Annotated in this window: 26 protein-coding genes; 19 read left to right on the top strand and 7 right to left on the bottom strand. The window is 27.9% G+C overall.

The features are described from left to right. Nucleotides 1-191: 191 nt before the first annotated feature. Both ACQPUY_RS14305 and ACQPUY_RS14300 read right to left on the bottom strand, forming a co-directional pair. Entirely contained in the window at nt 192-1,169 is a 978-nt protein-coding gene (locus tag ACQPUY_RS14305) for an ATP-binding protein (protein WP_430842097.1), read from the bottom strand. Then, nucleotides 1,162-2,160, bottom strand: coding sequence for a DnaD domain protein (locus ACQPUY_RS14300; protein ID WP_430842117.1), 999 nt, complete (start codon nt 2,158-2,160; stop codon nt 1,162-1,164). Before ACQPUY_RS14300 ends, ACQPUY_RS14305 begins: the two co-directional genes overlap by 8 nt. A 166-nt stretch (nt 2,161-2,326) precedes the next feature. On the opposite strand from ACQPUY_RS14300, the gene ACQPUY_RS14295 reads away from it, so the two are divergent. Next, on the top strand, nt 2,327-3,433 hold the full coding sequence (locus ACQPUY_RS14295) for a M23 family metallopeptidase (protein WP_430842095.1): 1,107 nt from the start codon (nt 2,327-2,329) through the stop codon (nt 3,431-3,433). A 39-nt stretch (nt 3,434-3,472) separates the two neighbouring features. Here the strand turns inward: ACQPUY_RS14295 and ACQPUY_RS14290 are convergent, their stop codons facing one another. Beyond that, a complete protein-coding gene (locus ACQPUY_RS14290) occupies nt 3,473-4,669 on the bottom strand; it encodes a S8 family serine peptidase (protein WP_430842093.1) in 1,197 nt (398 codons plus the stop codon). A gap of 434 nt (nt 4,670-5,103) precedes the next feature. Between ACQPUY_RS14290 and ACQPUY_RS14285 the strand changes: the two genes are divergently transcribed. From ACQPUY_RS14285 to ACQPUY_RS14275, 3 genes are all read left to right on the top strand, one after another. Beyond that, entirely contained in the window at nt 5,104-6,597 is a 1,494-nt protein-coding gene (locus ACQPUY_RS14285; protein WP_430842091.1) for a DUF1538 domain-containing protein, read from the top strand. Further along, nucleotides 6,584-7,252: a P-II family nitrogen regulator gene (locus ACQPUY_RS14280; RefSeq protein ID WP_430842089.1), complete on the top strand. Its 669-nt coding sequence runs from the start codon at nt 6,584-6,586 to the stop codon at nt 7,250-7,252. The genes ACQPUY_RS14285 and ACQPUY_RS14280 overlap by 14 nt, the downstream gene beginning before the upstream one ends. A gap of 459 nt (nt 7,253-7,711) precedes the next feature. Next, nucleotides 7,712-8,728 carry a pirin family protein gene (locus ACQPUY_RS14275; protein ID WP_430842087.1) on the top strand — a complete coding sequence of 339 codons (1,017 nt, stop codon included), beginning with the start codon at nt 7,712-7,714 and terminating at the stop codon, nt 8,726-8,728. A gap of 125 nt (nt 8,729-8,853) precedes the next feature. On the opposite strand, the gene ACQPUY_RS14270 is transcribed toward ACQPUY_RS14275, so the two are convergent. From ACQPUY_RS14270 to ACQPUY_RS14260, 3 genes are all read right to left on the bottom strand, one after another. After that, nucleotides 8,854-9,285, bottom strand: coding sequence for a DMT family transporter (locus ACQPUY_RS14270; RefSeq protein WP_430842084.1), 432 nt, complete (start codon nt 9,283-9,285; stop codon nt 8,854-8,856). An 88-nt stretch (nt 9,286-9,373) separates the two neighbouring features. Continuing rightward, on the bottom strand, nt 9,374-9,820 hold the full coding sequence (locus ACQPUY_RS14265) for a dUTP diphosphatase (RefSeq protein WP_430842081.1): 447 nt from the start codon (nt 9,818-9,820) through the stop codon (nt 9,374-9,376). A gap of 326 nt (nt 9,821-10,146) precedes the next feature. After that, nucleotides 10,147-10,689 carry a hypothetical protein gene (locus ACQPUY_RS14260; protein WP_430842079.1) on the bottom strand — a complete coding sequence of 181 codons (543 nt, stop codon included), beginning with the start codon at nt 10,687-10,689 and terminating at the stop codon, nt 10,147-10,149. A 297-nt stretch (nt 10,690-10,986) separates the two neighbouring features. On the opposite strand from ACQPUY_RS14260, the gene ACQPUY_RS14255 reads away from it, so the two are divergent. From ACQPUY_RS14255 to ACQPUY_RS14190, 14 genes are all read left to right on the top strand, one after another. After that, complete coding sequence (locus ACQPUY_RS14255; protein ID WP_430842077.1) at nt 10,987-12,252, top strand: UDP-N-acetylglucosamine 1-carboxyvinyltransferase; 1,266 nt, start codon at nt 10,987-10,989, stop codon at nt 12,250-12,252. Nucleotides 12,253-12,273: 21 nt separating this feature from the next. Continuing rightward, complete coding sequence (locus tag ACQPUY_RS14250) at nt 12,274-13,065, top strand: MBL fold metallo-hydrolase (protein ID WP_430842073.1); 792 nt, start codon at nt 12,274-12,276, stop codon at nt 13,063-13,065. A gap of 52 nt (nt 13,066-13,117) precedes the next feature. Further along, nucleotides 13,118-13,615: an SEC-C metal-binding domain-containing protein gene (locus tag ACQPUY_RS14245; RefSeq protein ID WP_430842071.1), complete on the top strand. Its 498-nt coding sequence runs from the start codon at nt 13,118-13,120 to the stop codon at nt 13,613-13,615. A 96-nt stretch (nt 13,616-13,711) separates the two neighbouring features. Continuing rightward, complete coding sequence (locus ACQPUY_RS14240; protein ID WP_430842069.1) at nt 13,712-14,353, top strand: lactate utilization protein; 642 nt, start codon at nt 13,712-13,714, stop codon at nt 14,351-14,353. 154 nt (nt 14,354-14,507) lie between these two features. Continuing rightward, nucleotides 14,508-15,185 (top strand): Hsp20 family protein, encoded by a 678-nt coding sequence (locus ACQPUY_RS14235; protein ID WP_430842067.1) that lies wholly within the window; start codon nt 14,508-14,510, stop codon nt 15,183-15,185. A 28-nt stretch (nt 15,186-15,213) separates the two neighbouring features. Beyond that, complete coding sequence (rlmH, locus tag ACQPUY_RS14230; RefSeq protein WP_430842065.1) at nt 15,214-15,693, top strand: 23S rRNA (pseudouridine(1915)-N(3))-methyltransferase RlmH; 480 nt, start codon at nt 15,214-15,216, stop codon at nt 15,691-15,693. 410 nt (nt 15,694-16,103) lie between these two features. Beyond that, nucleotides 16,104-16,865 carry an SDR family NAD(P)-dependent oxidoreductase gene (locus tag ACQPUY_RS14225; protein WP_430842063.1) on the top strand — a complete coding sequence of 254 codons (762 nt, stop codon included), beginning with the start codon at nt 16,104-16,106 and terminating at the stop codon, nt 16,863-16,865. 21 nt (nt 16,866-16,886) lie between these two features. Further along, complete coding sequence (locus tag ACQPUY_RS14220) at nt 16,887-17,477, top strand: TetR/AcrR family transcriptional regulator (protein ID WP_430842061.1); 591 nt, start codon at nt 16,887-16,889, stop codon at nt 17,475-17,477. Beyond that, a complete protein-coding gene (locus tag ACQPUY_RS14215) occupies nt 17,474-18,241 on the top strand; it encodes an EFR1 family ferrodoxin (RefSeq protein ID WP_430842059.1) in 768 nt (255 codons plus the stop codon). The genes ACQPUY_RS14220 and ACQPUY_RS14215 overlap by 4 nt, the downstream gene beginning before the upstream one ends. Before the next feature lie 181 nt (nt 18,242-18,422). Then, nucleotides 18,423-18,656 (top strand): DIP1984 family protein, encoded by a 234-nt coding sequence (locus ACQPUY_RS14210; RefSeq protein WP_430842115.1) that lies wholly within the window; start codon nt 18,423-18,425, stop codon nt 18,654-18,656. A gap of 267 nt (nt 18,657-18,923) precedes the next feature. Beyond that, nucleotides 18,924-19,142 carry a hypothetical protein gene (locus ACQPUY_RS14205; RefSeq protein WP_430842057.1) on the top strand — a complete coding sequence of 73 codons (219 nt, stop codon included), beginning with the start codon at nt 18,924-18,926 and terminating at the stop codon, nt 19,140-19,142. Nucleotides 19,143-19,412: 270 nt separating this feature from the next. Continuing rightward, nucleotides 19,413-19,919, top strand: a complete 507-nt coding sequence (locus ACQPUY_RS14200) for a VanZ family protein (RefSeq protein WP_430842055.1) — start codon at nt 19,413-19,415, stop codon at nt 19,917-19,919. Nucleotides 19,920-20,524: 605 nt separating this feature from the next. After that, complete coding sequence (locus ACQPUY_RS14195) at nt 20,525-20,932, top strand: helix-turn-helix domain-containing protein (protein ID WP_430842053.1); 408 nt, start codon at nt 20,525-20,527, stop codon at nt 20,930-20,932. 9 nt (nt 20,933-20,941) lie between these two features. Further along, entirely contained in the window at nt 20,942-21,274 is a 333-nt protein-coding gene (locus ACQPUY_RS14190; protein WP_430842051.1) for a hypothetical protein, read from the top strand. Between the two features lie 281 nt (nt 21,275-21,555). Here the strand turns inward: ACQPUY_RS14190 and ACQPUY_RS14185 are convergent, their stop codons facing one another. Further along, nucleotides 21,556-22,143, bottom strand: coding sequence for a TetR/AcrR family transcriptional regulator (locus ACQPUY_RS14185; protein ID WP_430842049.1), 588 nt, complete (start codon nt 22,141-22,143; stop codon nt 21,556-21,558). A gap of 125 nt (nt 22,144-22,268) precedes the next feature. Here ACQPUY_RS14185 and ACQPUY_RS14180 point away from each other — a divergent pair, with 125 nt between their 5' ends. Further along, the gene (locus ACQPUY_RS14180; protein ID WP_430842047.1) at nt 22,269-22,970 is read left to right on the top strand and encodes an ABC transporter ATP-binding protein; all 702 of its coding nucleotides are present in this window, start codon (nt 22,269-22,271) and stop codon (nt 22,968-22,970) included. Nucleotides 22,971-22,977 lie beyond the last annotated feature (7 nt).

The following is a 22,977-nucleotide window of genomic DNA, read 5'->3' as shown; positions in this document are numbered from 1 at the left end:
CTGGCATGGCTCAACGGTAGAGCAGCTGACTTGTAATCAGCAGGTTGTAGGTTCGATTCCTATTGCCAGCTCCAAAAGCTTTAGATTTATCTAAGGCTTTTTTTGTTTAATAAAATATAAATGATATAAATACTTTATATAAAAATGTATAAAATAAAATTTGAAAAATAAAAAACTCCTTACGGAGTTTTCTATCTTCTCTTTAAATTTAGTTGAATTCGTATATCTTCTGTATAAAATTTATATAATTTAAAGCTTCCTAAAAGTCTTGATGAAATTCTTTCAGTGTAAGTTACTCTTATATCAGCTAAATTTAAGTTTGTTGATATAAGCATTTTCTTTTTTCTAAGTAATTTTTTATTTAATAAATTAAAAAATTCACTTGTAGTGAAATCTGTTATTTGCTCTGCACCTAAATCATCTATAATTAATAGATCACAATTTATAAGTAAGTCTTCTAATTCAGAATTATTTTCAAACCTTATTTCTCTTAAGTTCCCCATAAGTTCATCGACTGTTCTATAAACTACTAAAAATCCGTCATCTAAAAGTTCTTTAGCTACACAGCAGCTTAGGAAAGTCTTCCCTGTACCAGAATCTCCGTAGAATAATAAATTATCATCTGTATTACTAAAGTTTGGAATATATTCCTCTCTTAAATATCTTAGGATATTCTCAATATTTTTTCTAGGGGAGAATCTATCAGCTTCACTTAGCTTATGAGGAGAGAATAAGGCTATATTAAAGTTTTTGAAGTTATTAACTGAAAGAGAATCACTTAATTCTGAATCTTTGTAGTAAAGTTGAACTAGTTTTTTCTTATAGCAAGAACATCTTTTAGAGCCAATGTATCCTTCATCTTTACATTTTGGACATCTATAATGAAGTGATAAGTAATCTGAACTATATCCTTTTTCAACTAATGCTTCGCTTTTTCTTACCCTTAAGTCAGTTATTTCTTCTCTATATTTTTTTAATGTGTCTTCATCAATACCTTTTAATATTGATAAAGAAAGTCCAAGAGATTTTTTTTGAATTGAATTATCTAGTTCTAATATCTCTGGGTGATTTTCTTCTATTACCTTACGTCTTTTTACTAAATTTTTTTGTTCTTCTGTTCTAATATTTTCATAAATTAAAGCTAATTCCTTTTCATATCCTTTAATCATCAGTATCCCATCCTAACAATTTCTTTTCTAAATCGTCATAATCATAGTCTCTGCCTTTAAAGTTGTCAAATCTTAATTTTGGCTTATTATTAGCCTTTGAATTATTATAAACCTTCTTAGAAGATGAATTTTTGAAACTAGCTTCCTTATTTTCGATATCTTGCAGAGTTCTTAAGTTATCTTTATTCCAACTTGATAGTATTCCATCAATATATTTAAAATCAGCTCTATTCAACCTTTGGAAGCAAATATCACAAGCTTTTTTGATTATATCTAAAGAATAGTTATATGATGAAGTCCATTTTTCTAGCATATCTTCTTGAGGTTTCATAATATCAGCATTTCTAATTCCTAGGAACTTTAGAATTTCTCTATAGGTTCCCCATTTATCTTCAGTTTTTTTTATATAGTTTTGAGCGTCATCAATTGTTTTTATATTCATTTCATTCCATGCTATAGCAACTTTTTCTATATATCTAAAGTTAGTTTTTCCTTTAGAAGCACAGTATTCAATTAATAATAGTATTAGCTCATAAGAAAAATTAAATTCCTTTTTCCATCCTATATAGGTTTCAACTTCAGTAGGGGATAGAGTTCTGCCTAGAAGCCTTCCTATATCCTTTAACATATCTCCATTTGATGTATTAGTTAGCTCTTCAACTAAGTTGAATTTTTCAACATTTGCATTTCCATCATTAGATAAATCTACAAATTCTATATTGAAGTTGCCCATCTTATCTATTGGTACAAGCTTTATAACACCTTCTTCATTCCAATAGTTAAGAGCATTAATTATATCTGATTCTAAAAGGTTTAAGGATGTAGCTAAAACTGTAGAATTAACTCCAGGCTCGCCAGTAAAATTATATTTAAGCATTATAAGATAGACCTTAACAAATTCTCCTCTAGCCTTAGGCATATATCTTTCAATAAATATATTACTAACAGGAGTAAATTTTAAAGGCTTTGATTTAAACATAAAAGTGCTCATATTTACATTTACCTTTCTAAAAGTAATAATATACATTAAGTTAATTATAACAAAGTGGGGTAGTTGCCTCAACTAAAGTAGAAAATATAAATAGGAATATTATTTGCAGATATGGAAAAACTAATAAATGTGTTTGTTAACTTAATAATAAAAGAAGGGAGTGCTTATGGATATAAAGGGAAATTCGGGAAAGCTTATAAATATAGTAAATAAGCTATCCGTAATAGTGGTTACAATAATTATTATTTTAAATATCAATTATTCTAAATATAGTGCATCCGTTAATACTAATTTAAATACAGACATAAATAATAAATTTTATTCTGTATCAAATGAGATGTCTGATAATATGTTAGATAACTTGATCGTTGCATTAACAGGTAAGATTAATGGATATGAAGTAATGTTAGATGAGAATGTAATAGGATATACTTTTATAGAAAATAATTTAGATAATATAGAAGAAATAGTTTTACAAGAGTATATAATTCAAAATAATATAGAAGATGATATGGTTAAGTCCTTTGACATTGAGGGTAATATAGCATTAAAAGAAGATAGATTCGATGTAGAACTTCTTCAAACTAATGAAGATTTAGCAAAAAGTATCTATAACTTGCATAAAAAAGATTCAGAAAAAATTAAAATAAAAATAAAATATCTTAAAGAGGAAGTTAATAATATAAAACCATTTACTCTTATAATTCCTACTGAAGAGTTATATTTAGGAGAGAGCAAGGTAGAAGAGGGTTCATATGGAATAAAAAAGAATACTGTAGAGATTACTTCTGAAGGTGGAGAAGTTATAGAAACTAAAATAGTAAAAGAAGAGATCATAAAAGATCAAGTAAGCAAAAAAATATATAGAGGAACTAAGAATCCTTATGATTATGGAGTAGCTTTTTTAAAGCATCCAACTAGGGGGGGCTACATGACCTCTGGATATGGTGAGAGGTGGAACTCATTTCATAAGGGAATAGATATTGCAGGCAATATAGGTGATGATGTATTTGCCGCTATGGATGGCAAAGTTATTTATGCTCAATATAATGATGGGGGTTATGGAAACTTAATAATAATTGAGCATGAAGATGATATGAATACATATTATGGGCATTTGAGCGATTTTTATGTAAAAGTTGGAGATAAGGTTAAAAAAGGAGATGTAATTGGAGCAGTAGGTAATACTGGATTTAGTACAGGGCCGCATTTACACTTTGAATTAAGAGTAGATAATGAACCAGTTGATCCGACAGATTATATAGCTCAATAGATTTATATAAAAAACTCAAGCTTGTTTTAGCTTGAGTTTTTATTTCAATATAGATTTAATATTAATTATTCCATCACCTTGATAGTTATTTGGAATATCATCTAAAGGCTCACAAGATACTTTTAATAACGAAGTTATATCCTTCGGAGTTAGATTTTCATTATCTTCATAAATTAAGGCACAAATTCCGGCAACATAAGCGGCTGCTATAGAAGTACCACTAAAAGTTTTATAAGATAAATCTAATTTAGATGGATATAAGTTATTTCCATCCCTTTCTGATATATATGTTGTATCAGAATTCAATGAAACTATATCAACACAAGATGCACAAAGATTTGGTTTAGAATCTTTTCTTGATGATCCTGCTGAGGAATAAGTATAAGGTTTTATATTAGAAGTAGAGTCATATCCTGAGACTGTTATGCAATTATTACAAAGGGCTAATCCTATAATTGAGCCATCTGAGTTTTTATTACTTCCACTTGGAATTATACAAGTTATATTCTTACTTACTATTAATGAAACCATTGAATCAAAAAGTTTTTGCAAGAATATATTATAGCTTAATAATTCAAAAGGAAGACAAAGTATTTTAATATTACTTTTTTCATTTTCTTTAGATATTAGTTCCATTGCATATAAAATATCAGAAAAATATCCTTTTCCTGTTTTATCAAAAGCTTTATAAGAATAAATCTTACTTTCAGGTGCTATTCCACGATACATACCATTAGATTTTTTACCATTACCAGCAATAATTCCAGCTGTACAGGTTCCATGACCATTATCATCATATGGATGTCCTAAGTGATTAATTAAATCTACAAATGAAGAAATTCTATTATATGGAGTAACTAAATCTTGATGAGGATAGACTCCGGAATCTATTATAGCAACTCCTATTCCTCTACCTTTATTTTTATTTTTATTAGGTAATCTAACTTTGTTTGCAGTATTAACGCTAATACCACATAAAAATAAGTATTCATCAAAGCAAATATATTCAACTTCAGGATATTCTAAGAGCCTTTGTATACCCTTATAGTTTAAACTAGCGGAAATTATCTTACAGTGTTCTATATGACATATAACTTCACCTTTGTAAGAAGTTATTTTTTTTAGTATGCTATCTTGAAATCTTTTATATTTAATTAGAATCCTATAATTACTATAGGGCTTTGAAATTATACAAGCTTTTAAGTTTGGTTCTAATTTCCTATTTAAAGAAAACATATTACACTCCTAAAATTGATTACAATATATATTATATTAAAATGCGAAATTTTGTTAATATAATAAATAGCAATATAAAATAAATAAAAATTTACAATTAAAAGCAATCTTAAATTATATTAATTTAAGGTTGCTTTTATCATGGAGATATTATTTGATGAAAATATTTATCAATTACATTTAAAAAAGCTGTGACTAAAGATAAATAATTAAGAGTTACATTGCTATAATATTAAAGAAAACATTTACAAAATTTAGATTTATTAATTGTACATTAATATTTAACAATTTATTTAGAAAAAATATGATAAAATAGATATATAAAATGAATTTAACATAAAATAGAAATATTATTATTAACTAGTATATATAATTAATAATAATTTAAATAATGTTATAAAATATAGTTTATTATAGAAAGGAATGGTATTTATTTGAATTTAATAGTTTCAAAACTTAAGGAGGTTTTATACTCTGTTATTCCAATTACAGTTATAGTACTTATATTAAACTTTACATTAACACCTCTTGAGACCCCCTTAATTATAAGATTCCTTATAGGATCTCTAGCAATAATTATAGGACTTTCAATATTCTTAGTTGGAGTAGATATTGGTATAACTCCGATTGGTAATATTATGGGATCAAAAATGGCAAAATCAAATAAAATATTAATAGTTATTATTGCTGGATTAGTTTTAGGATTTGTCATATCTATTGCAGAACCGGATTTGCATATTTTAGCAGCACAGGTAGAAATGGTTACATCAGGGCTTATAGGAAAAGGGCTTATATTAGTTATTGTATCTATTGGAATAGCAATCATGTTAGCTTTAGGACTTGCTAGAATAGTATATAATATCCCTTTATACAAGATATTATCAGTATTATACGGATTTATTTTAATACTTGCTTTATTCACATCACCAGAGTTTTTAGCAATATCTTTTGATGCATCAGGGGCGACAACAGGAGCTCTTACGGTGCCATTTATATTAGCCCTTGCTATGGGGGTTTCAACTCTTAAAAAGGATAGTAAGTCTTCAGAAAAAGATAGTTTTGGATTGGTTGCAATAGCTTCTTCAGGAGCAATAATAGCTGTCATGATTATGAGTATAATATCAAGGATGGACAAGATATCAGGAAGTTTAGATATTAATACTAATTCATCTGATTTGATAATTGCACCATTTATAGAAAAGATACCTACAGTATCTAAAGAGATATTCATTGCACTTTTACCAATAGTATTAATTTTTCTTATATTTCAAAAGGTTTCTTTCAAGCTTTCAAAAAGGTCAGTTAAAAAAGTTTTATTTGGAATACTATTTACCTTTGTAGGATTAGTTATATTCCTAGTTGGTGTAAATGCTGGATTTATGGATTTAGGAACAGCATTAGGATATAAAATAGCTTCTTTAGACAGTAAAGCATATGTTATTATAGTAGGATTTGCATTAGGTTTTGTAACTATATTAGCAGAACCAGCTGTACACGTATTGACTCAACAAATTGAAGATGTTACAAGTGGATATGTAAAAAGAAATATTGTTATGATTACTCTATCAGTAGGAGTTGGGATAGCTGTTGGATTATCAATGCTTAGAATTGTGATTCCTGAAATAAAGCTATGGCATTATTTACTACCAGGGTATATAATTTCTATAGCAATGACTTATTTTGTTCCGAAGCTATTTGTTGGGATAGCTTTTGATTCAGGAGGAGTTGCATCAGGACCAATGACAGCAACATTTATATTAGCATTTGCTCAAGGAGCAGCAGAAGCAATTGAAGGAGCAAATGTTCTAGTAGATGGATTTGGAATGATTGCAATGGTTGCAATGACCCCTATAATTGCTTTACAAGTATTAGGTTTTATTTTTAAAATAAAATCTAAAAAAGGAGGAATCGAAAGTGACATTGGATAATTGTGAGTGCAAAAATATTGAACTTGTTTGTGTTATAGTAAACTTTGGATTAGGAAGTAAAATTATACACAAAGCTAAGCAAGAAGGTATTTTTGGAGGTACTATAACTTTATGCAGAGGTACAGTAAATAATAAAGTTCTAAGTTTTTTTGGTCTGACAGATGTAAGAAAAGAAATAGTATTAATGGTAGGTGAAGTAGATAAAGCATATAAAGCTTTAGAGAAATTAAATGAAGAATTTAAATTTGAAAAACCAAATCATGGTATAGCATTTACTACTTCAATTTCAAATATATTAGGAACAAGAAATTGTAAAATTAGTAACAGTGAAGAAAGAGGTGTAGATAATATTATGTATCAAGCTATAACAGTAATTGTTGATAAAGGTAGGGCAGAAGATGTGATTGATGCTGCTACCAAGGCAGGGTCTAAAGGCGGAACTATAATAAACGCTAGAGGGGCCGGAGTGCATGAGACTAGTAAGCTTTTTGCTATGGAAATTGAACCTGAAAAAGAAATTGTCATAATTTTATCTAAGACAGAAGATACAGATAAAATTGTTGCTTCAATTAAAGAGGAAATGAAAATAGATGAACCTGGAAAAGGAATTATCTACACTCAAGATATAAATAAAACCTATGGTTTATATGAGTAAACAGTATAAACTTGGTGAATAAATTTATTAAAATATAATTAATAAGTAAATATAGAGTTTGAAAATGTACAACAGTTAAGATGTTAATTTTAGCTGTTGTATTTTTTTATAAACATAATAATATATTTAGATTATGTAAAAAAGTATTTAATATATTAAAATATAAAATTTTATTAATTTTATTAATATATCTTGAATTCGAGATATATAAGATGTATAATTATCTTGAAATCAAGATAAGTGGGAATTGGAAATATACGAGTAATTTTAATATATGATTGAAAAATTAACTATCTTGATAGAAGAAGTACTAATAGAGATAATATAGAAATTAGAAATAATAAAATAGAGAATATATGAAGAGGAGGATGTCTTAGTAGGAAGAATTTATTTTAATTAAGAGATAAATTGTGATATTAATTTCAAATGTAGAATCTTACTAAGAATATAAAAATTAATATGAATAATAAAATTATAGGAATACAAGCAATAGATTTTCAATGGCAAGTAGAGAACCCATTTTTATTTTGTGCACATCACAAAGATTTTTATCCAAGAGGAAATAAAGATCAAGGAGTAGCAGTATCTTTGGAAGGGAGAGACATTCATAATGACTTTTCAAGAAAAGATGGTTTTAGCATGTATCATGGAGACAATGTACCAGGATTTCCAGTACATCCTCATAGAGGTTTTGAAACAGTAACGATAGTTTTAGATGGAGTAGTAGATCATTTTGACTCTAAGGGTGCTCATGGACGTTATGCTAAGGGCGATGTTCAATGGCTTACTACAGGGGCTGGATGTCAACATTCAGAGATGTTTCCCCTTATAAATGAAGATAAGGAAAATCCAGCGGAGTTATTTCAAATATGGGTTAACTTACCTAAAAAAGATAAATTCGTAAATCCGGATTACAAAATGATGTGGGATGAAGATATTCCATTATTAGAAGCTGTAGATAAAGAAGGTAAAAAGGCTACGGTAAAAGTAATTGCTGGAAATATGAAAGGAATAAAGAGTTTAGAACCGTGTAATAATTCTTGGGCTAAAGATAGAAATAATAATGTAGGAATATACTTAATTCATATGGAACCTAATTCGTCTATATCCTTAGATGCTGTATCAGAATCATTGATAAGAAATCTTTATTTTTATCAAGGAGAAGGTAATATTAATGTTGATGGTTATAATATTAAACCTTCAAATAGAGTAAAACTTTCGGGAAACGATGAAATTGAAATTGTGAATGAAGATAAAGAGTCGTATATTCTTATTTTAGAAGGGGAGCCAATATTAGAACCAGTAGCTCAATACGGACCTTTCGTTATGAATACAAGGGAAGAAATCCAAGAAGCTATAGAAGATTATCAAGAAACAGAATTTGGTGGATGGCCTTGGGAAAAGGATGATCCTGTCCATGATAAAAATCAAGGAAGAATAGCTTATTATCCTGATGGGAGTATTGAAAAAAGATAATTTAAATAAATGGTTTATTAAAAGAGCAATTGTACAACAAAATTGTATAATTGCTCTTTACTAAATATTTGATATTCTTAAGTGCCTTGGATAAGAAATAAATCTTACCTAAATGACATTGGACTTTAGCCCCTCCATTTAAAAATAATTATTCCAATTATCATGATTCCAATTCCAAGAAATTCTCTAAATCCAAATGTAACTCTCTCTGTACCAAAAAGTCCAAAGGCATCTACTATTCCTGCAGAAGCTAATTGAGCTATTAATATTATACCAATACCTAAGGTTGCACCCATAGAACCAATACTTTTCATAACAGTGAAAGTTATAATAACTCCAAGGATGCCTCCTAATAGATATAACTTATTTATCTCTTTTACAGCTTTGAAATTTCCTTTTCCAAAAAATATAACGATTATTAAAGTTAAAATTAATGCTGTGCCTTGAACTATTACATTTGTTTCCCAAGTTCCAACTTTCTCTTCAAGCCTTGTATTAAATATTCCTTGCAAGGTCATAGAAATTCCAGAAATTATTGCAAAAATTATTGATAGCATTATATCACCTCAAAAATATTATTACCATGAGATGAAAGAAATATTAAAAAACCCTCTATAATATATAGAAGGTTTTTAGGTGATTTTCTTAAAATGATTCTTCAATTTGAGTTACTGAATATCCTAAAGTAATTCCTAAGCTAATGAAGTCCTCAATAAGAGTTATATAATGATCTTCTGAAGGCGATATAATTAAATCATTTAAATCTATAAATAAATTTAAGAATTGATCGCTTAGACAATAATCATTTGGCTTTATAGCGATTTCCTCTACAGCATCATATTTTTTGTCTATGCCTACAGTTATTATAAGGGCAAAACAATCTAAGTACTTTTCAAATAGAGCTGAATTATTTAAAATTTCATCTTCTGAGATCCAATATTTATAACATTTTGTCTCATCAGCAAGATGGCTTATTTTTGTATGTAACTCTAGGTGCTTTCTAGCCCAAATTTTATATTCGCTTAAGCTGTTATCAATAATAATTTGTTTATTTCTCTCTCTTTGAGCTTCAAAAAAAGATTTAATGTTCATAAAGATCCCCCTATTTTTAAGGATTTATTATATTCTATTTTACAGAAATAAATTGAAGTTGAAAAGCTTAGTAAACGAATACAAAAAATAAATTTTAAATATTTTAATAAAATTAGAAAATAAAAAAGTACTTCTATATAATTTTGCTTATTCCGTTGCAAGCTACAAGTCATCGCAAAATTAATAGAAACACTTCAAAGCTTAAGGAATAAAATTGTAAAAAAGTTATTATAAGGGTAACATCTTTATAATTTCCTAAATAGTAAAAAAGAAGCTATATTAAAAACTAATAGTTAGCGTATAAGTTTTTAGCTTCTATTTCTAAATTATAAATATAAATTCTTTTTTAATGGATAACTTTTTACTAAGGTTTCTCTTTTATTATTTGAAAATCTCCATAACTCTATTCTATCTACCTTTAAAGTATCAAACTTAGATTTAAATTTAATTTCGCCATCAATTCTTTTCATATCTTTTGGGATAAAATTAAGGTTAGCTAAAGATATGTGCATTGGTGAATTGCCGCTAGTCTCCTGAAGATTAAATCCATGTAGTCTTAAGGTATCGTTCATTAATCTATTTATTCTTTTAATATAACCAACTTCTTGGATTTTCATATTGAGGGTTTTATTAGTTTCTGAAATAGAAACTTCTGGAGATAACTGAACCTTAAAGTTTTTATATGGTTTAATAATTTTATCCACTACAACATCTAATTTATCAATATTAGGATTTTCAATTACTTCTAAAGGTATATAAGGGGTTGGAGAATTCCTATTTGCCCTAAACTTTTTAGAAAGATTCTTTTGTATAGGATTTAAATTTTTATATGATTCATCATCAAATAATGCAACTAAGTAATATTTCATAGCTTCAGCCTCTCAAAATATATTAATTTATATGCATTTTAAATGTATACAAACTTTGTTATAAATTATAGCATATTACAGAAAATTAAAAAAGATTATATTATTGAAAAATTTTATTGGATATTTAGGCTAAAAGTAAGCAAAAATGCCTTTTGGAAGAAAAATCTCTATTTAATTAAATTATTTTTATGTTATAATGTAAAATGTAAGTTTTAAGAAAGTTACATAGAATGGATAAATGTTGAAATAATAGGAAAGATTAATATATATATATAAATTATGATAAGGGTGAAATGGATGGAAAAATTAGTAATAAATGGAGGAAGAGTTTTAAAAGGCTCAGTTGATATAAACGGTGCTAAAAACTCAGCAGTTGCTATACTTCCAGCTGCTATAATGTCAAGCAGTGGTAAGTGTGTTATTGATAACGTGCCAGATATTGAAGATGTACATTGTCTTGAAAGAATACTAACTAGTCTTGGATGTACAGTAAATAAATTAGATAATAATACTTTAGAGATAGATGCAACAGATGTTACAAGAGTTGAAGCTTGTACAAGTGATGTTAGAAGAATGAGAGCTTCATATTATTTTATAGGAGCTTTATTATCAAGATTTAAAAAGGCTAGAGTTGAGCTTCCAGGGGGATGTCCTATAGGTGTTAGACCAATAGACCAACACATAAAAGGATTTGAGGCATTAGGTGCTAAGGTTACTATTGAACATGGTGCTGTTACAGTTGAGGCAGAAAAGCTTCAAGGGGCTAATGTATTCTTTGACGTTGTTACTGTTGGAGCAACTATAAATGTTATGATTGCAGCAGCATTAGCAGAAGGGACTACTATACTTGAAAATGTTGCTAAGGAGCCCCATGTTGTTGATGTAGCTAACTTCTTAAACTCTATGGGTGCTGATATTAAGGGCGCCGGAACAGATGTAATTAGAATCAAAGGAGTAGAAAAGTTAACAGGATGTAATTATAGTGTTATTCCAGATCAAATTGAAGCCGGAACATTTATGATTGCAGCAGTTGCAACAAAAGGTGATGTAACTATTAAAAATGTTATTCCTAAACACTTAGAACCTATTGCAGCTAAGCTTACTGAAATGGGAGCTATAGTAGAAGAGGGCGATGATAGCGTTAGAGTGTATGTTGATGGAGACTTAAAGGGAGTTAATGTTAAAACTGCTCCTTATCCTGGATTTCCAACAGATGTTCAGCAACCAATGTCAGCTTTATTAAGCATAGTACCAGGCAAGAGTTTAATTGCAGAAAGTATTTGGGAAAGTAGACATAAACATATAGATGAACTTAAAAAAATGGGAGCAACTATTAAGGTTGAAGGAAGAACTGCAATAATAGAAGGCCAAGATAACTTAGTTGGAGCTAAGGTAATAGCAACAGATTTAAGAGCTGGAGCTGCTATGGTTATAGCAGGATTAGTAGCAGATGGTGTTACTGAAATATTAGAAATTGAGCATATTGATAGAGGATATCCTCATATTGAAAATAAGTTTTCAGCTTTAGGAGCAGATATTACTAGAGTAGTTATAGAAGAGTAATGTCTGATGGGGGATAGTGAGATGAAATTTTGTTCATTATATAGTGGGAGCAGTGGAAATAGTATTTTCATTGCTTCTGAAAATGCAAGGATACTAATAGATGCAGGATTACCAGGAAAAAAGATAGATGAAGCTTTAAAAAGCATTGGTGAAGATCCAAGACAATTGGACGGAATTTTTGTAACTCATGAGCATTCAGACCATATTAAAGGCATAGGAGTTTTATCTCGTAAATACGATATTCCTATTTATAGTAATGCAGATACTTGGACTGTAATGGAAGAATTGATAGGAAAAATAAAAGAACATAATATAAGAATAATGGATAGAAGATCTACTATGTCTATAAAGGACTTAGATGTAATTTCATATAATATACCACATGATGCTGTAGCACCAGTTGGATATACAGTTCACTGCAATGGAAGAAGAGCTAGCGTTACAACTGATTTTGGAATATATACTGAAGAAATAAGAGATAATATAAAAGATTCAGAAGTTATATTATTAGAAAGTAATCATGATGTTAATATGTTGAAGTTTGGACCATATCCATATGCTTTAAAAAGAAGAATATTAAGTGAAGTTGGTCACTTATCTAATGAGGATTGTGGTAAGGCGTTAGTAGACTTAATAAAATATAAGTCAAATAAGAGAATAATTTTAGGTCATTTAAGCGGAACTAATAATCACCCAGACTTAGCATTAGAAACTGTTAGTGAAGTTTTACGTGAAAATAACATTATACAAAAAGAAGATGTTGATTTGACTATGGCTAATAGGCATTGTCCTAGTGAGGTAATAGTTGTTTAATCAATTAAAATAAAATACTTATAAAATAACCATATAAAAAGGAGAATGAAATATGAGTTTATATAAGCAATGGACTGATATGGTAGTTGAATATGTAAAAGTAAAAGGAGAACAAGCTTTTTGGAATGAGTATATGGAAATAGAAAAGTCTATATACAAAGAAATATTATCAAAGCATGCAGAAAACTTTAAATTTACAATTAAAGATTTAGCTGAAAAACAAAAGACAACAGTTGAATTTGTTATGGGATTTGTTGATGGAGTTAATGATAGCTTAAAGAATCCTTTAGATTTAGAAAACTTAACAGCTGAAGAAGAAATAACATTAGATGTTGATTTAGAAAAGTTATACTTTAATATGTTAGATGCTAAAGCTGAATATTTATATAACTTACCACAATGGGATGGAATTTTTTCAGCTGAAAAGAGAAAAGAGATTCAAAAGCAATACAGAGAGTCTGTAATGGTAAGAAATGAAAATAAAATAGGAAGAAACGATCCTTGTCCATGTGGAAGTGGAAAAAAGTATAAGAAGTGTTGTGGAAAGTAATTGAATTATAGAGAGGCCTATAAATTATAGGTCTCTTTCTTTTAATATATATATTTATTATAATAAGGTTAAAATAAAATATCTGGGGGATATAGAATGGATAATAATTTACAATGGGTTAATGAACAAAGAATATTAATGGCTATTGAAGCACTTAATAAAAATAATATGAATGGGTATCTAGTTAATACTAAAGAAGAATTAATTGAAAAAATAAGAGAATTAGTAAAGGAAAATTCCACAGTTGCATGTGGTGGATCAATGTCTTTATTTGAAACAGGTGTTATAGATCATTTAAGAAGCGGAAGATATAACTTCTTAGATAGATATAAAGAAGGGCTAAGTAGAGAAGAATTAACAAGATTATTTAAGGAGAGCTTCTTTGCAGATGCCTATTTTGCAAGTAGTAATGCAGTAACTGAAGATGGTAAACTTTACAATATAGATGGTAACGGCAATAGAGTTGCAGCAATGCTTTTTGGACCAGAAAAAGTAATTCTTGTAGTTGGAGTTAATAAGATAGTCAAAAATATAGACGAAGCAGTTATAAGAAATAGAGAAATATCAGCTCCTGCAAATGCAAAAAGATTAAATAAGATGACACCTTGTGCTAAAGTTGGATATTGTATGGATTGTAAAAGTAATGATAAAATATGCAGAGAATTTATAGTAATATCAAGTCAAAGTAACAAAGATAGGATACATGTAATCTTTATGAATGAAGATATTGGATATTAGGATAAATTAAGAATGAAAAATTAGAAATAAAAATTAAGGATAAAATTCCGCTGCTTAAGCGGAATTTATTTACTTTATGCAGAGTAATATAGTGTCAAAAATTATAATCTAAAATAATTATATTATATAGGAATTAAAAAGGTAGGAGATTATAATGTTTGAGATGTTTCCGTTTTTATTCAATAATTTAATGAGCAATAACCCTAATGGAAAAATAGGTAATGTTAATAATATAAACAATAATAATTTAAATGGAAATGTATATAGTGGAAGCACTGATGATGGAAACTATAAATATGGTACATTTACTAATGGAAATGATATAATTAATGTGTTTAGTGGTAGCTTTATGGGTACATTCAATGGGATGTTTAATGACGTATTTAATTCACTAATTAATAATGAAAGTTTAATTAATAGTATAGTAGACTCAGTTTTAAGTAGTGATATGGTAAATTCTATAATTGAAGAAGAAGAGGAAGAAGAATTAAAATTAGAGTTTAGAGACTATGGAGATAGGTATCTTATAGAAGGAAAGATTGAAGGTGTAAATAAACAGGATATAGATATAGATTATGATAATGATCATATAAGCATAAAAATTAGTATAGCTGCATTAAGAAAAAGTGGATTATTAATATCAATGAATAAAGATAGAGATTATATTGAGAAAAGTTTCTATGTGCCAAGAGTAGATGCAAAAAGGATTCAAGCAGTATACAATGCAGATGTACTAAGAATATATTTAAAGAAGTTACCAGAAGCAGAAGAAGGAACTAAAATAATAGATGTAGAAGATTATACTACAGAATCAAGAGATTCAATAAAATAATAAATTAACCTATGAGGAGAAAATGGGAATGAATTTAACTATAATTTCAGTTGGAAAATTAAAAGAAAAATACTTAAAACAAGCAATAGATGAATATTCAAAAAGACTAAGTAGGTATTGTAAGTTAGAAATAATAGAGTTACCAGATGAAAAAACACCAGATAACGCATCAGAAAAAGAAGAACAACAAATAAAAGATAAAGAAGGAGATTTGATTCTTTCTAAAATAAAAGAAAATATGCATGTTGTTGCTATGGATTTAAAGGGGGAAAACCTAACATCAGAACAATTTGCATCATACATAGAAAACTGCGGAGTTATGGGTAATTCTAATATAGCATTCATAATAGGTGGAAGCTTAGGACTTTCACAAAAAGTAATAAAAAGAGCAAACTACAAACTTTGTTTCTCAAAAATGACATTTCCACATCAACTATTTAGAGTAATGCTTCTAGAACAAATCTATAGAGGATTTAGAATAATGAAGAATGAACCGTACCACAAATAAGTGCGGTTTTTACTAAAATTAGATAATTAAATATAAGGGAGATGTTATTTAAGAGGTGCCTCCACTATGAAACCAACAAAAATTATTTTATTGATTTTTTGTGGGTTTGTTTTTGTATTTATGAATAGAACATTTAATCTTAGAGTTTAGAACTCTAGGATTTTTTATTTAGAAAGCAAATAAAATTTTAAGATTATAATATTCATAAACTAAAATTAAGAAATCTGAAATAGTTGCTTATACAATATTAATAAAAAGTTATGAGTAAACTATTTAGACAGTTTTGAGATATTGTCTAAATATATACTATATAAATATATTGTAAATTGTTTTTTTAAATTCAGACTCTTATAATGAAATTAAGTTAGACGCGTGTCAAATAATTTACAATAGAAATGGGGAAAAAATATATGAGAGTTGCAATAGTTACAGGAGCATCTTCAGGTTTAGGTGTAGAATTTACTAAAACAATTATAAATAAATATAAAGATTTAGATGAAATATGGGTTGTTGCAAGAAGAAAAGAAAGACTACTTCAAATTGCAGATGAGTATAAGAATGTAAAGATAAAGCCTGTGTCGATAGATTTAGGAAAGGATGAATCATATGCAGAGTTAGAGTTAATTTTAAAAAAAGAAAAGCCAGAGATACAGATATTAATTAATAATGCAGGTTATGAAAAGATAGGATCTTTTAAAGATATGAATATGTCAGATATCCTTTCAATTATAGATGTTAATATAAAAGGAATGACAGCGATTAATAGGCTTTGTCTTCCTTATATGAAAAAAGGAAGCTTTGAAATTATTACTGGTTCAGTTTCTTCTTTTTCTCCAGTACCAAATCAAGCTGTATATAGTGCAAGCAAAAAATATATTTATTATTTTGGAAAAGCTCTTAGAGAAGAAATGAAAAAAGCAGGTATTAATGTATTGACTTTATGTCCTGGCAACATGGATACTGAAATGAATCCAAGAGGTAAAATGACACATAGTAAACAAATAAATTTACTGCCATACTTGGATATGAAGGTAGTTACAGAAAGGTGCCTTAAAAAAGCAGAGAATGGAAAAGCTATTTATACCCCAGGAGGATTTTATAAATTTTATAGAATATGCAGTAAGATAGCACCTTCTACATTTATGGTTAAAATAACGAAAAGATTTTTTTAGAAAGGATAATATACAGTCAAGATGAAATATGATTTAAGTAAGAAGACAAATCGTTTTGCGGAGAGAACATTAAAGGATTTTTCAGAAACATTATTTTCTTTACTAGAAAAGAAGAAATTTGAAGATATTACAGTAAATGAATTATGTAACTCATGCAATTATCCAAGAGCAACATTTTATAATTACTTTCAAGATATATATGATTTACTTGATTATTGCTGGGAGAATATGAGCATAAAAATTAATATTGAAGATTACAAGAGTATTGAACCAGATGAACGTACACAAGTACTATTTGAAAGATTATATGAATTCTTTGAAGAGGAAAAAGATATTGTAAATCGCATTATGATACACAATGAAATAAATGGAGCAATGGCAGAGTCATTAAAACGATTTATGCTTTTAAAAATAAGAGAGATACTATCTTCATGCAGGTGTGTTGAAAATCACAATATGCCATTAGAAATGATAACAATGCATTACAGCAATACTTTACAAATGGTTTTAGAATTTTGCTTTTTAAGGAAAAATCCAATTTCAAAAGAAGAAGCTAGAATAAGTATTGATTATCTATTAGGATCATTAGAAAGGAAAGGAAAGTTATTATGATACTATATTTTTCAGCGACAGGAAATTCTAAATATGTAGCAGAAAGAATTGCAAAGGCAACAAATGACGATTGTATATCTATACTAGATGTTATGAAAGATGAAAAATGCTCTTTATATATCAAGGAAAATGAAAATATAGGAATAGTTTCACCAACATATGCATGGGGATGTCCTTCTGTAATTATAGATTTTTTAAATAAGGTTTCTTTTAGTGGAAACAAGAAGAATTATTTTTACTATATAGCAACTTATGGAACAACACCAGGTAATAATGGTTATTTGGCTAATAAAGGTCTATCTCAAAGTACAGGAATAAAATTTGATGCTTTTTTTAGTGTGAAGATGCCGGATACATGGACACCTATATATGATTTATCGAATAAAGAAAAAGTAGATGCAATCAATAGGAAGGCTGAACCTCAGATAGATGAAATAATTGAAAAGATACAAAAGAAATCTTCAGGAGATTTCATGAAAAATAGAATACCAAAATTTACAGTAGCATTTTATAAACCATACTATGAAAATATGAGAAAAACTAAGCATTTCACTGTGGATAATAGTTGTATTGGATGTAGATTGTGTGAAAAAAAGTGCCCTGTTAATGCTATTGAAATTAAAGAGGGTAAACCAGTTTGGGTGAAAGATAAATGTACAATGTGCCTTGGATGTCTTCATCGATGTCCTAAATTTGCAATTCAGTATGGAAAAAATACAAGGAAGCATGGTCAGTATAAAAATCCTAATACAGGAAAATTATAATAGGTTTAAGAATTAGCATAATAGTAATAGCACAAAGAATAATGATACTATATAGTTTAATAATTACTAAAAATCTATTAGAGCAGGAGTAAAATTAAAGCAAATAAGATTTAACAAGAAATAATACTTAAAGTTAATTATAGAGTTTTAAGTATTATTTTTCCTATTATTCAATGAAAGTATTTTAGATATTATAGTCAAAAGAGATATGTTAGGATTGAAATTATCTATTTTAAGAAGCTTTATTAGTGAATCTGCTGATAAATTTGAGAGATATTTAAAAAAAGAAATAAAAATTTTAAGTACAGTGAATGTAGCTGAAAAACAGAAGGAAATAGATAACCTTTCAAAAGAGTATAGATTAATAGATACTAAATTGCAAGGATTAAATTGGACGACGGATATTATTTCTTAAGAAGTTAGATGGCAATTTTCAAGGGTGAACATAAGCTCAACTAATGAAGGTGTAAATTAGTACTATGATATAATGTGTAAACAATAAAAATTAAGTTCAGTAATGTTACAAGAGTAAAGTTATAAATTAATGTAACGACCATATGTTGTCTTGTAAATGAGGGTGGGATAGTTATCTAAAAGTTAATAAAAATAAATATATATTATAATTAAAAATAATATATTGAATAAATATTTTACTTATGCTTATAAGTTAAGAAATTAAGAATTGAGTAATAAAGAAAATGATAAAATGGTAAAAACAATAGTTGATAATGTTAATAAGGAAAGAATTAGAAAGGTAAATCCAGCAAAGAGGGACTTATCAAAAATAGATAATGAATTAGAAAAGCTAGATAAGAAAATAGTAAAGTTATTTGAAGCATGTGAAGATGAGATAATAACTAAGGAAGAGTTTAAGGTAAGAAAAGATGAATTATTTAAGTAAAGAAGAAGGAGTATCTATGAAGGATATTCCTTCTTCTTTATGTTAAGAAATAGTGGAATAAATACATTGAATTTAGATATTGAAATATAAGTTATATAGTATTTTATATAATAGAATTACTCTAATTCGATGATATTAAAAAACTGGAATCGAAATTTGCAAAGCATCTTAAGGAGATTTTAAGAACTTTTTAACAAAAACGCAAGATATATTCTTTACAATCAAATATATAAATAATAACACTAACAATGTTATTAAGGAGGAGAAATTGTGAAAGATACCAGTAAAATCACTAAGATACTATTTATCATTTATTTAATTGCTCTTTTTGAAATTATTATTTTTAAGTTAGAAATTCCGTTTACTAAAATGGGGTATCTTAGAAGTATAAACCTAATTCCTTTTTCTGAATCATTAATTGTAAATGGGGTAATTGATTTTTCAGAAATTTTTATGAATATGATAATTTTTATACCTTTAGGAATATATATAGAAATGTTATTTTCTAAATGGTCTACTATTAAAAAAATATCTGTTATTTTCATTGTAACCTTAATATGTGAAATATCGCAATTTATTATGGCTATAGGTACTTCTGATATTACAGATATTATTAATAATACTCTAGGTGGAATAATAGGATTACTAATAATGTACATTCTGGTTAAATTGTTTAAAGACAAGCATAAAATATATAAATTGATGAACATTGTTGCTACAATTGGAACAACATTTATGGCATTATTAATATCTATTGTTATATTTGCTAACATATAAATTAATATCCTAAGATATATAGAAATAGGATAAATTTTTTTTGCATTACTGTGAAATAGCATAATATTTAATTTTTGATTTATTACCTTTCAATGGATATGAGGAGGACTTAATATACAAGGGGGAGTTCAAGGGAAGAAAAGAAGAAGTAAATAAGATGGCTCAAATACTTTAAGAATAGAAAGAACCATTACTTGTAACACTTTCAGACGATGTAAGCGAAGAAATACCATATGCATTTATAAAGAGTATCTTAGAGAACTTCAGTAAAGTGTTAATAGAAAGCACAAGTAGAGATCAATAGAAGAAGGAGTATCTATAGAGGGTACTCCTTCTTCTTTTATGTTAAAAAGTGTTGGGATAAATGAATTGAATTTAGATATTGCTATATAAAGAATATTGAGGTTACTATTAATAAACAATATAATATTTATAATAGAGCTTAATTTGAAAAAATATTCATGTTTAACAGATAAATTAGAGTTTTTAAGAGAAGTTTTTTGTGTAAAAAAATTTTGATATTACTAAAAATCAAAATGTAAAAGACTTTTGATAGACTGTTTAATGAATTTCTGCAAGAATGTTCATGAAAGGAGGAGTATTTTATGGAGATAGGAAAGAAACTGAAAAATGCAAGAATAAAATCAAATCTGACACAGGAGCAAGTAGCGGAAAAGGTACTTGTATCTAGACAGACGATTTCAAATTGGGAAAATGAAAAATCTTATCCTGATATAATTAGTGTTATCAAGTTATCCGACCTGTACTCCATGAGTCTGGATGATTTACTAAAAGGAGATAAGAAAATGATTGAACATCTTGAAGAAAGTACTAATATAGTAAAAAGTAATAGAAAGTTAGTAGTGGCAGTTATTGTAAATATTGTTCTATTTCTTTCACTACTTATTATTGCAGGAAGTATGCCACAAACAATATATGTGCTGGCTAGCATATTCTGTCTTGCAGTAATAAGTGTAGCATTTTTATTGTATGAAATTGTAAAAAAAATTTGAGGTTGAGATATGGATAAGTATTTAATGGTTCTTTTTATTATAGGTGCTGCAATTATTGCTGTTACAGGAGTAGTTTGCAGTTATCAAATGTATAAACTTGTTAACGTTGATGCTAGTTGTCGAGGTTTAAAGCATCCAAAGTTTTGGGGAGTTTTTTCAGCGACTGGAAATAATCAGTCAGGACTACTTATGTATTTAGTATTTAGAAGAAAGTATCCGATTATTAATATTACACGTGAACAAAAGATAGACCTTAAGAAGCGTAAAAAAAGATTTGCTATAGGACTAGTGTTTCTTGTAATTGGTGCTATATTATGTGTTTGGAGTATTTTTCTTATGTAATTAATTTATATCTGGCTAATAGATGAATATAGACAAGACTGAAGACCTCACTTACTACTGATATGGAGAACCGTATCATAAATAAATGAGGTTTTTACTAGAATTATAAATAGATAAATATAATCTATAATAGTGTATTTCCCTAAATAATAGATAGATTCTTAAGCTATTTTTTTATTTAGTTATAAAATTATTCAAGTATTATTACACTATTATAGTATAATAATTTTTTATTGAAATAAATTTTTATTATATTATTTTGAATTACTGTCAATATAAATCTAAATTAACAACTCATAAGGGGCAATTTCTTTTGCTTGACTAATAATTTTAGCAATATCTTCTGGAGATTCTACTCCACCTTTTCTTATCCAAAGTAAAATAACTGATATTATACTGCTAAGTAAAATTTCATTGGCGTAATCATTCGGGATCCCTTTCATAGATAAGCTTAAACTATTGGATTTATTTACTCTGGACTCTATTAATTTTTTTATAATATCTTTAAATTTTTCTATGAAGGCAGAATCACCTTTACTGCCTATTAAAGCCATGATAAATTCAAAATCTTCTTTTACGTAATATAGAGCATTTAAAATTGAGGAATAAGGAATTAATTCCAAGGGATTATTTAAATCGTATTCTGAATCTTTTAATAAAATATTAGTAAGTTCATTGATTATTTCATTTTCTAATTGCTCAAGTAAATCATATTTATCAACATAATGTAAGTAGAAAGTTCCTCTGTTGATATTTGACATTCTAGTAATATCACTCACTGTTAAAGAATTAAATCCTTTCTCAATAAGAAGTTGTGTAAAGACATTTTTAATTATAGTTTTAGTTTGTGTCTTTCGTTTCTGAGTCATATTTTATTTTTCCTCCTTAAATCAACACATTTAAAAAAGTGATTATTGATTGTTCTATATGTATAGTATAAAATAAATCCATAAACAAATCAACATGTTGTTCATTTAAGGGAGGAGAAAAGAATATGAGCTATATAGAAATGATTCATAGCTATAAACGTTATAAAACTGGTGATACAGAAATTGTTGCTAATAATGATGTTAGTTTTTCTATTGAAAAAGGGGAATTAGTAGTTATTTTAGGCTCATCAGGGGCTGGTAAATCTACTGTTCTAAATATTCTTGGAGGAATGGATACTAATAGTGAGGGGAAGGTAATCATTGATGGTAAGGACATTTCCAATTATAATCTCAAGCAGTTAACTGCATATAGACGTAGTGATGTTGGGTTTGTTTTTCAGTTCTATAATTTGGTTACTAATCTTACTGCTAAGGAGAATGTTGAGTTGGCTTCCGAAATTGTTAAGGATGCAAGGGACCCAATTGAGGTTTTAAAAGATGTTGGTCTGGAGAAGCGTATTAATAATTTCCCAGCACAACTTTCAGGAGGAGAGCAGCAACGTGTAGCGATAGCCAGGGCAGTTGCTAAAAATCCGAAAATCCTTTTATGCGATGAACCGACGGGAGCACTTGATTACAATACAGGAAAGCAGGTTCTGCAAATACTTCAGGATATGAGCCGAGAACATGGAGCAACTGTTATTATTGTAACTCATAATGCTGCCATTGCTGAAATTGCTGACCGCGTGATTCATATGCACGATGCTAAAGTTAAAAAAATCGATATAAATCCAAATCCAAAAAAAATTGCTGATATCGAATGGTAGGTGATAT

This window comes from Clostridium nigeriense, assembly GCF_050585245.1.
GTDB classification, from domain to species: Bacteria; Bacillota; Clostridia; order Clostridiales; family Clostridiaceae; genus Clostridium; species Clostridium nigeriense_A.
The sequence above is the reverse complement of the archived record's forward strand: the minus strand, read 5'-3'. Positions and strand labels throughout refer to the sequence as shown.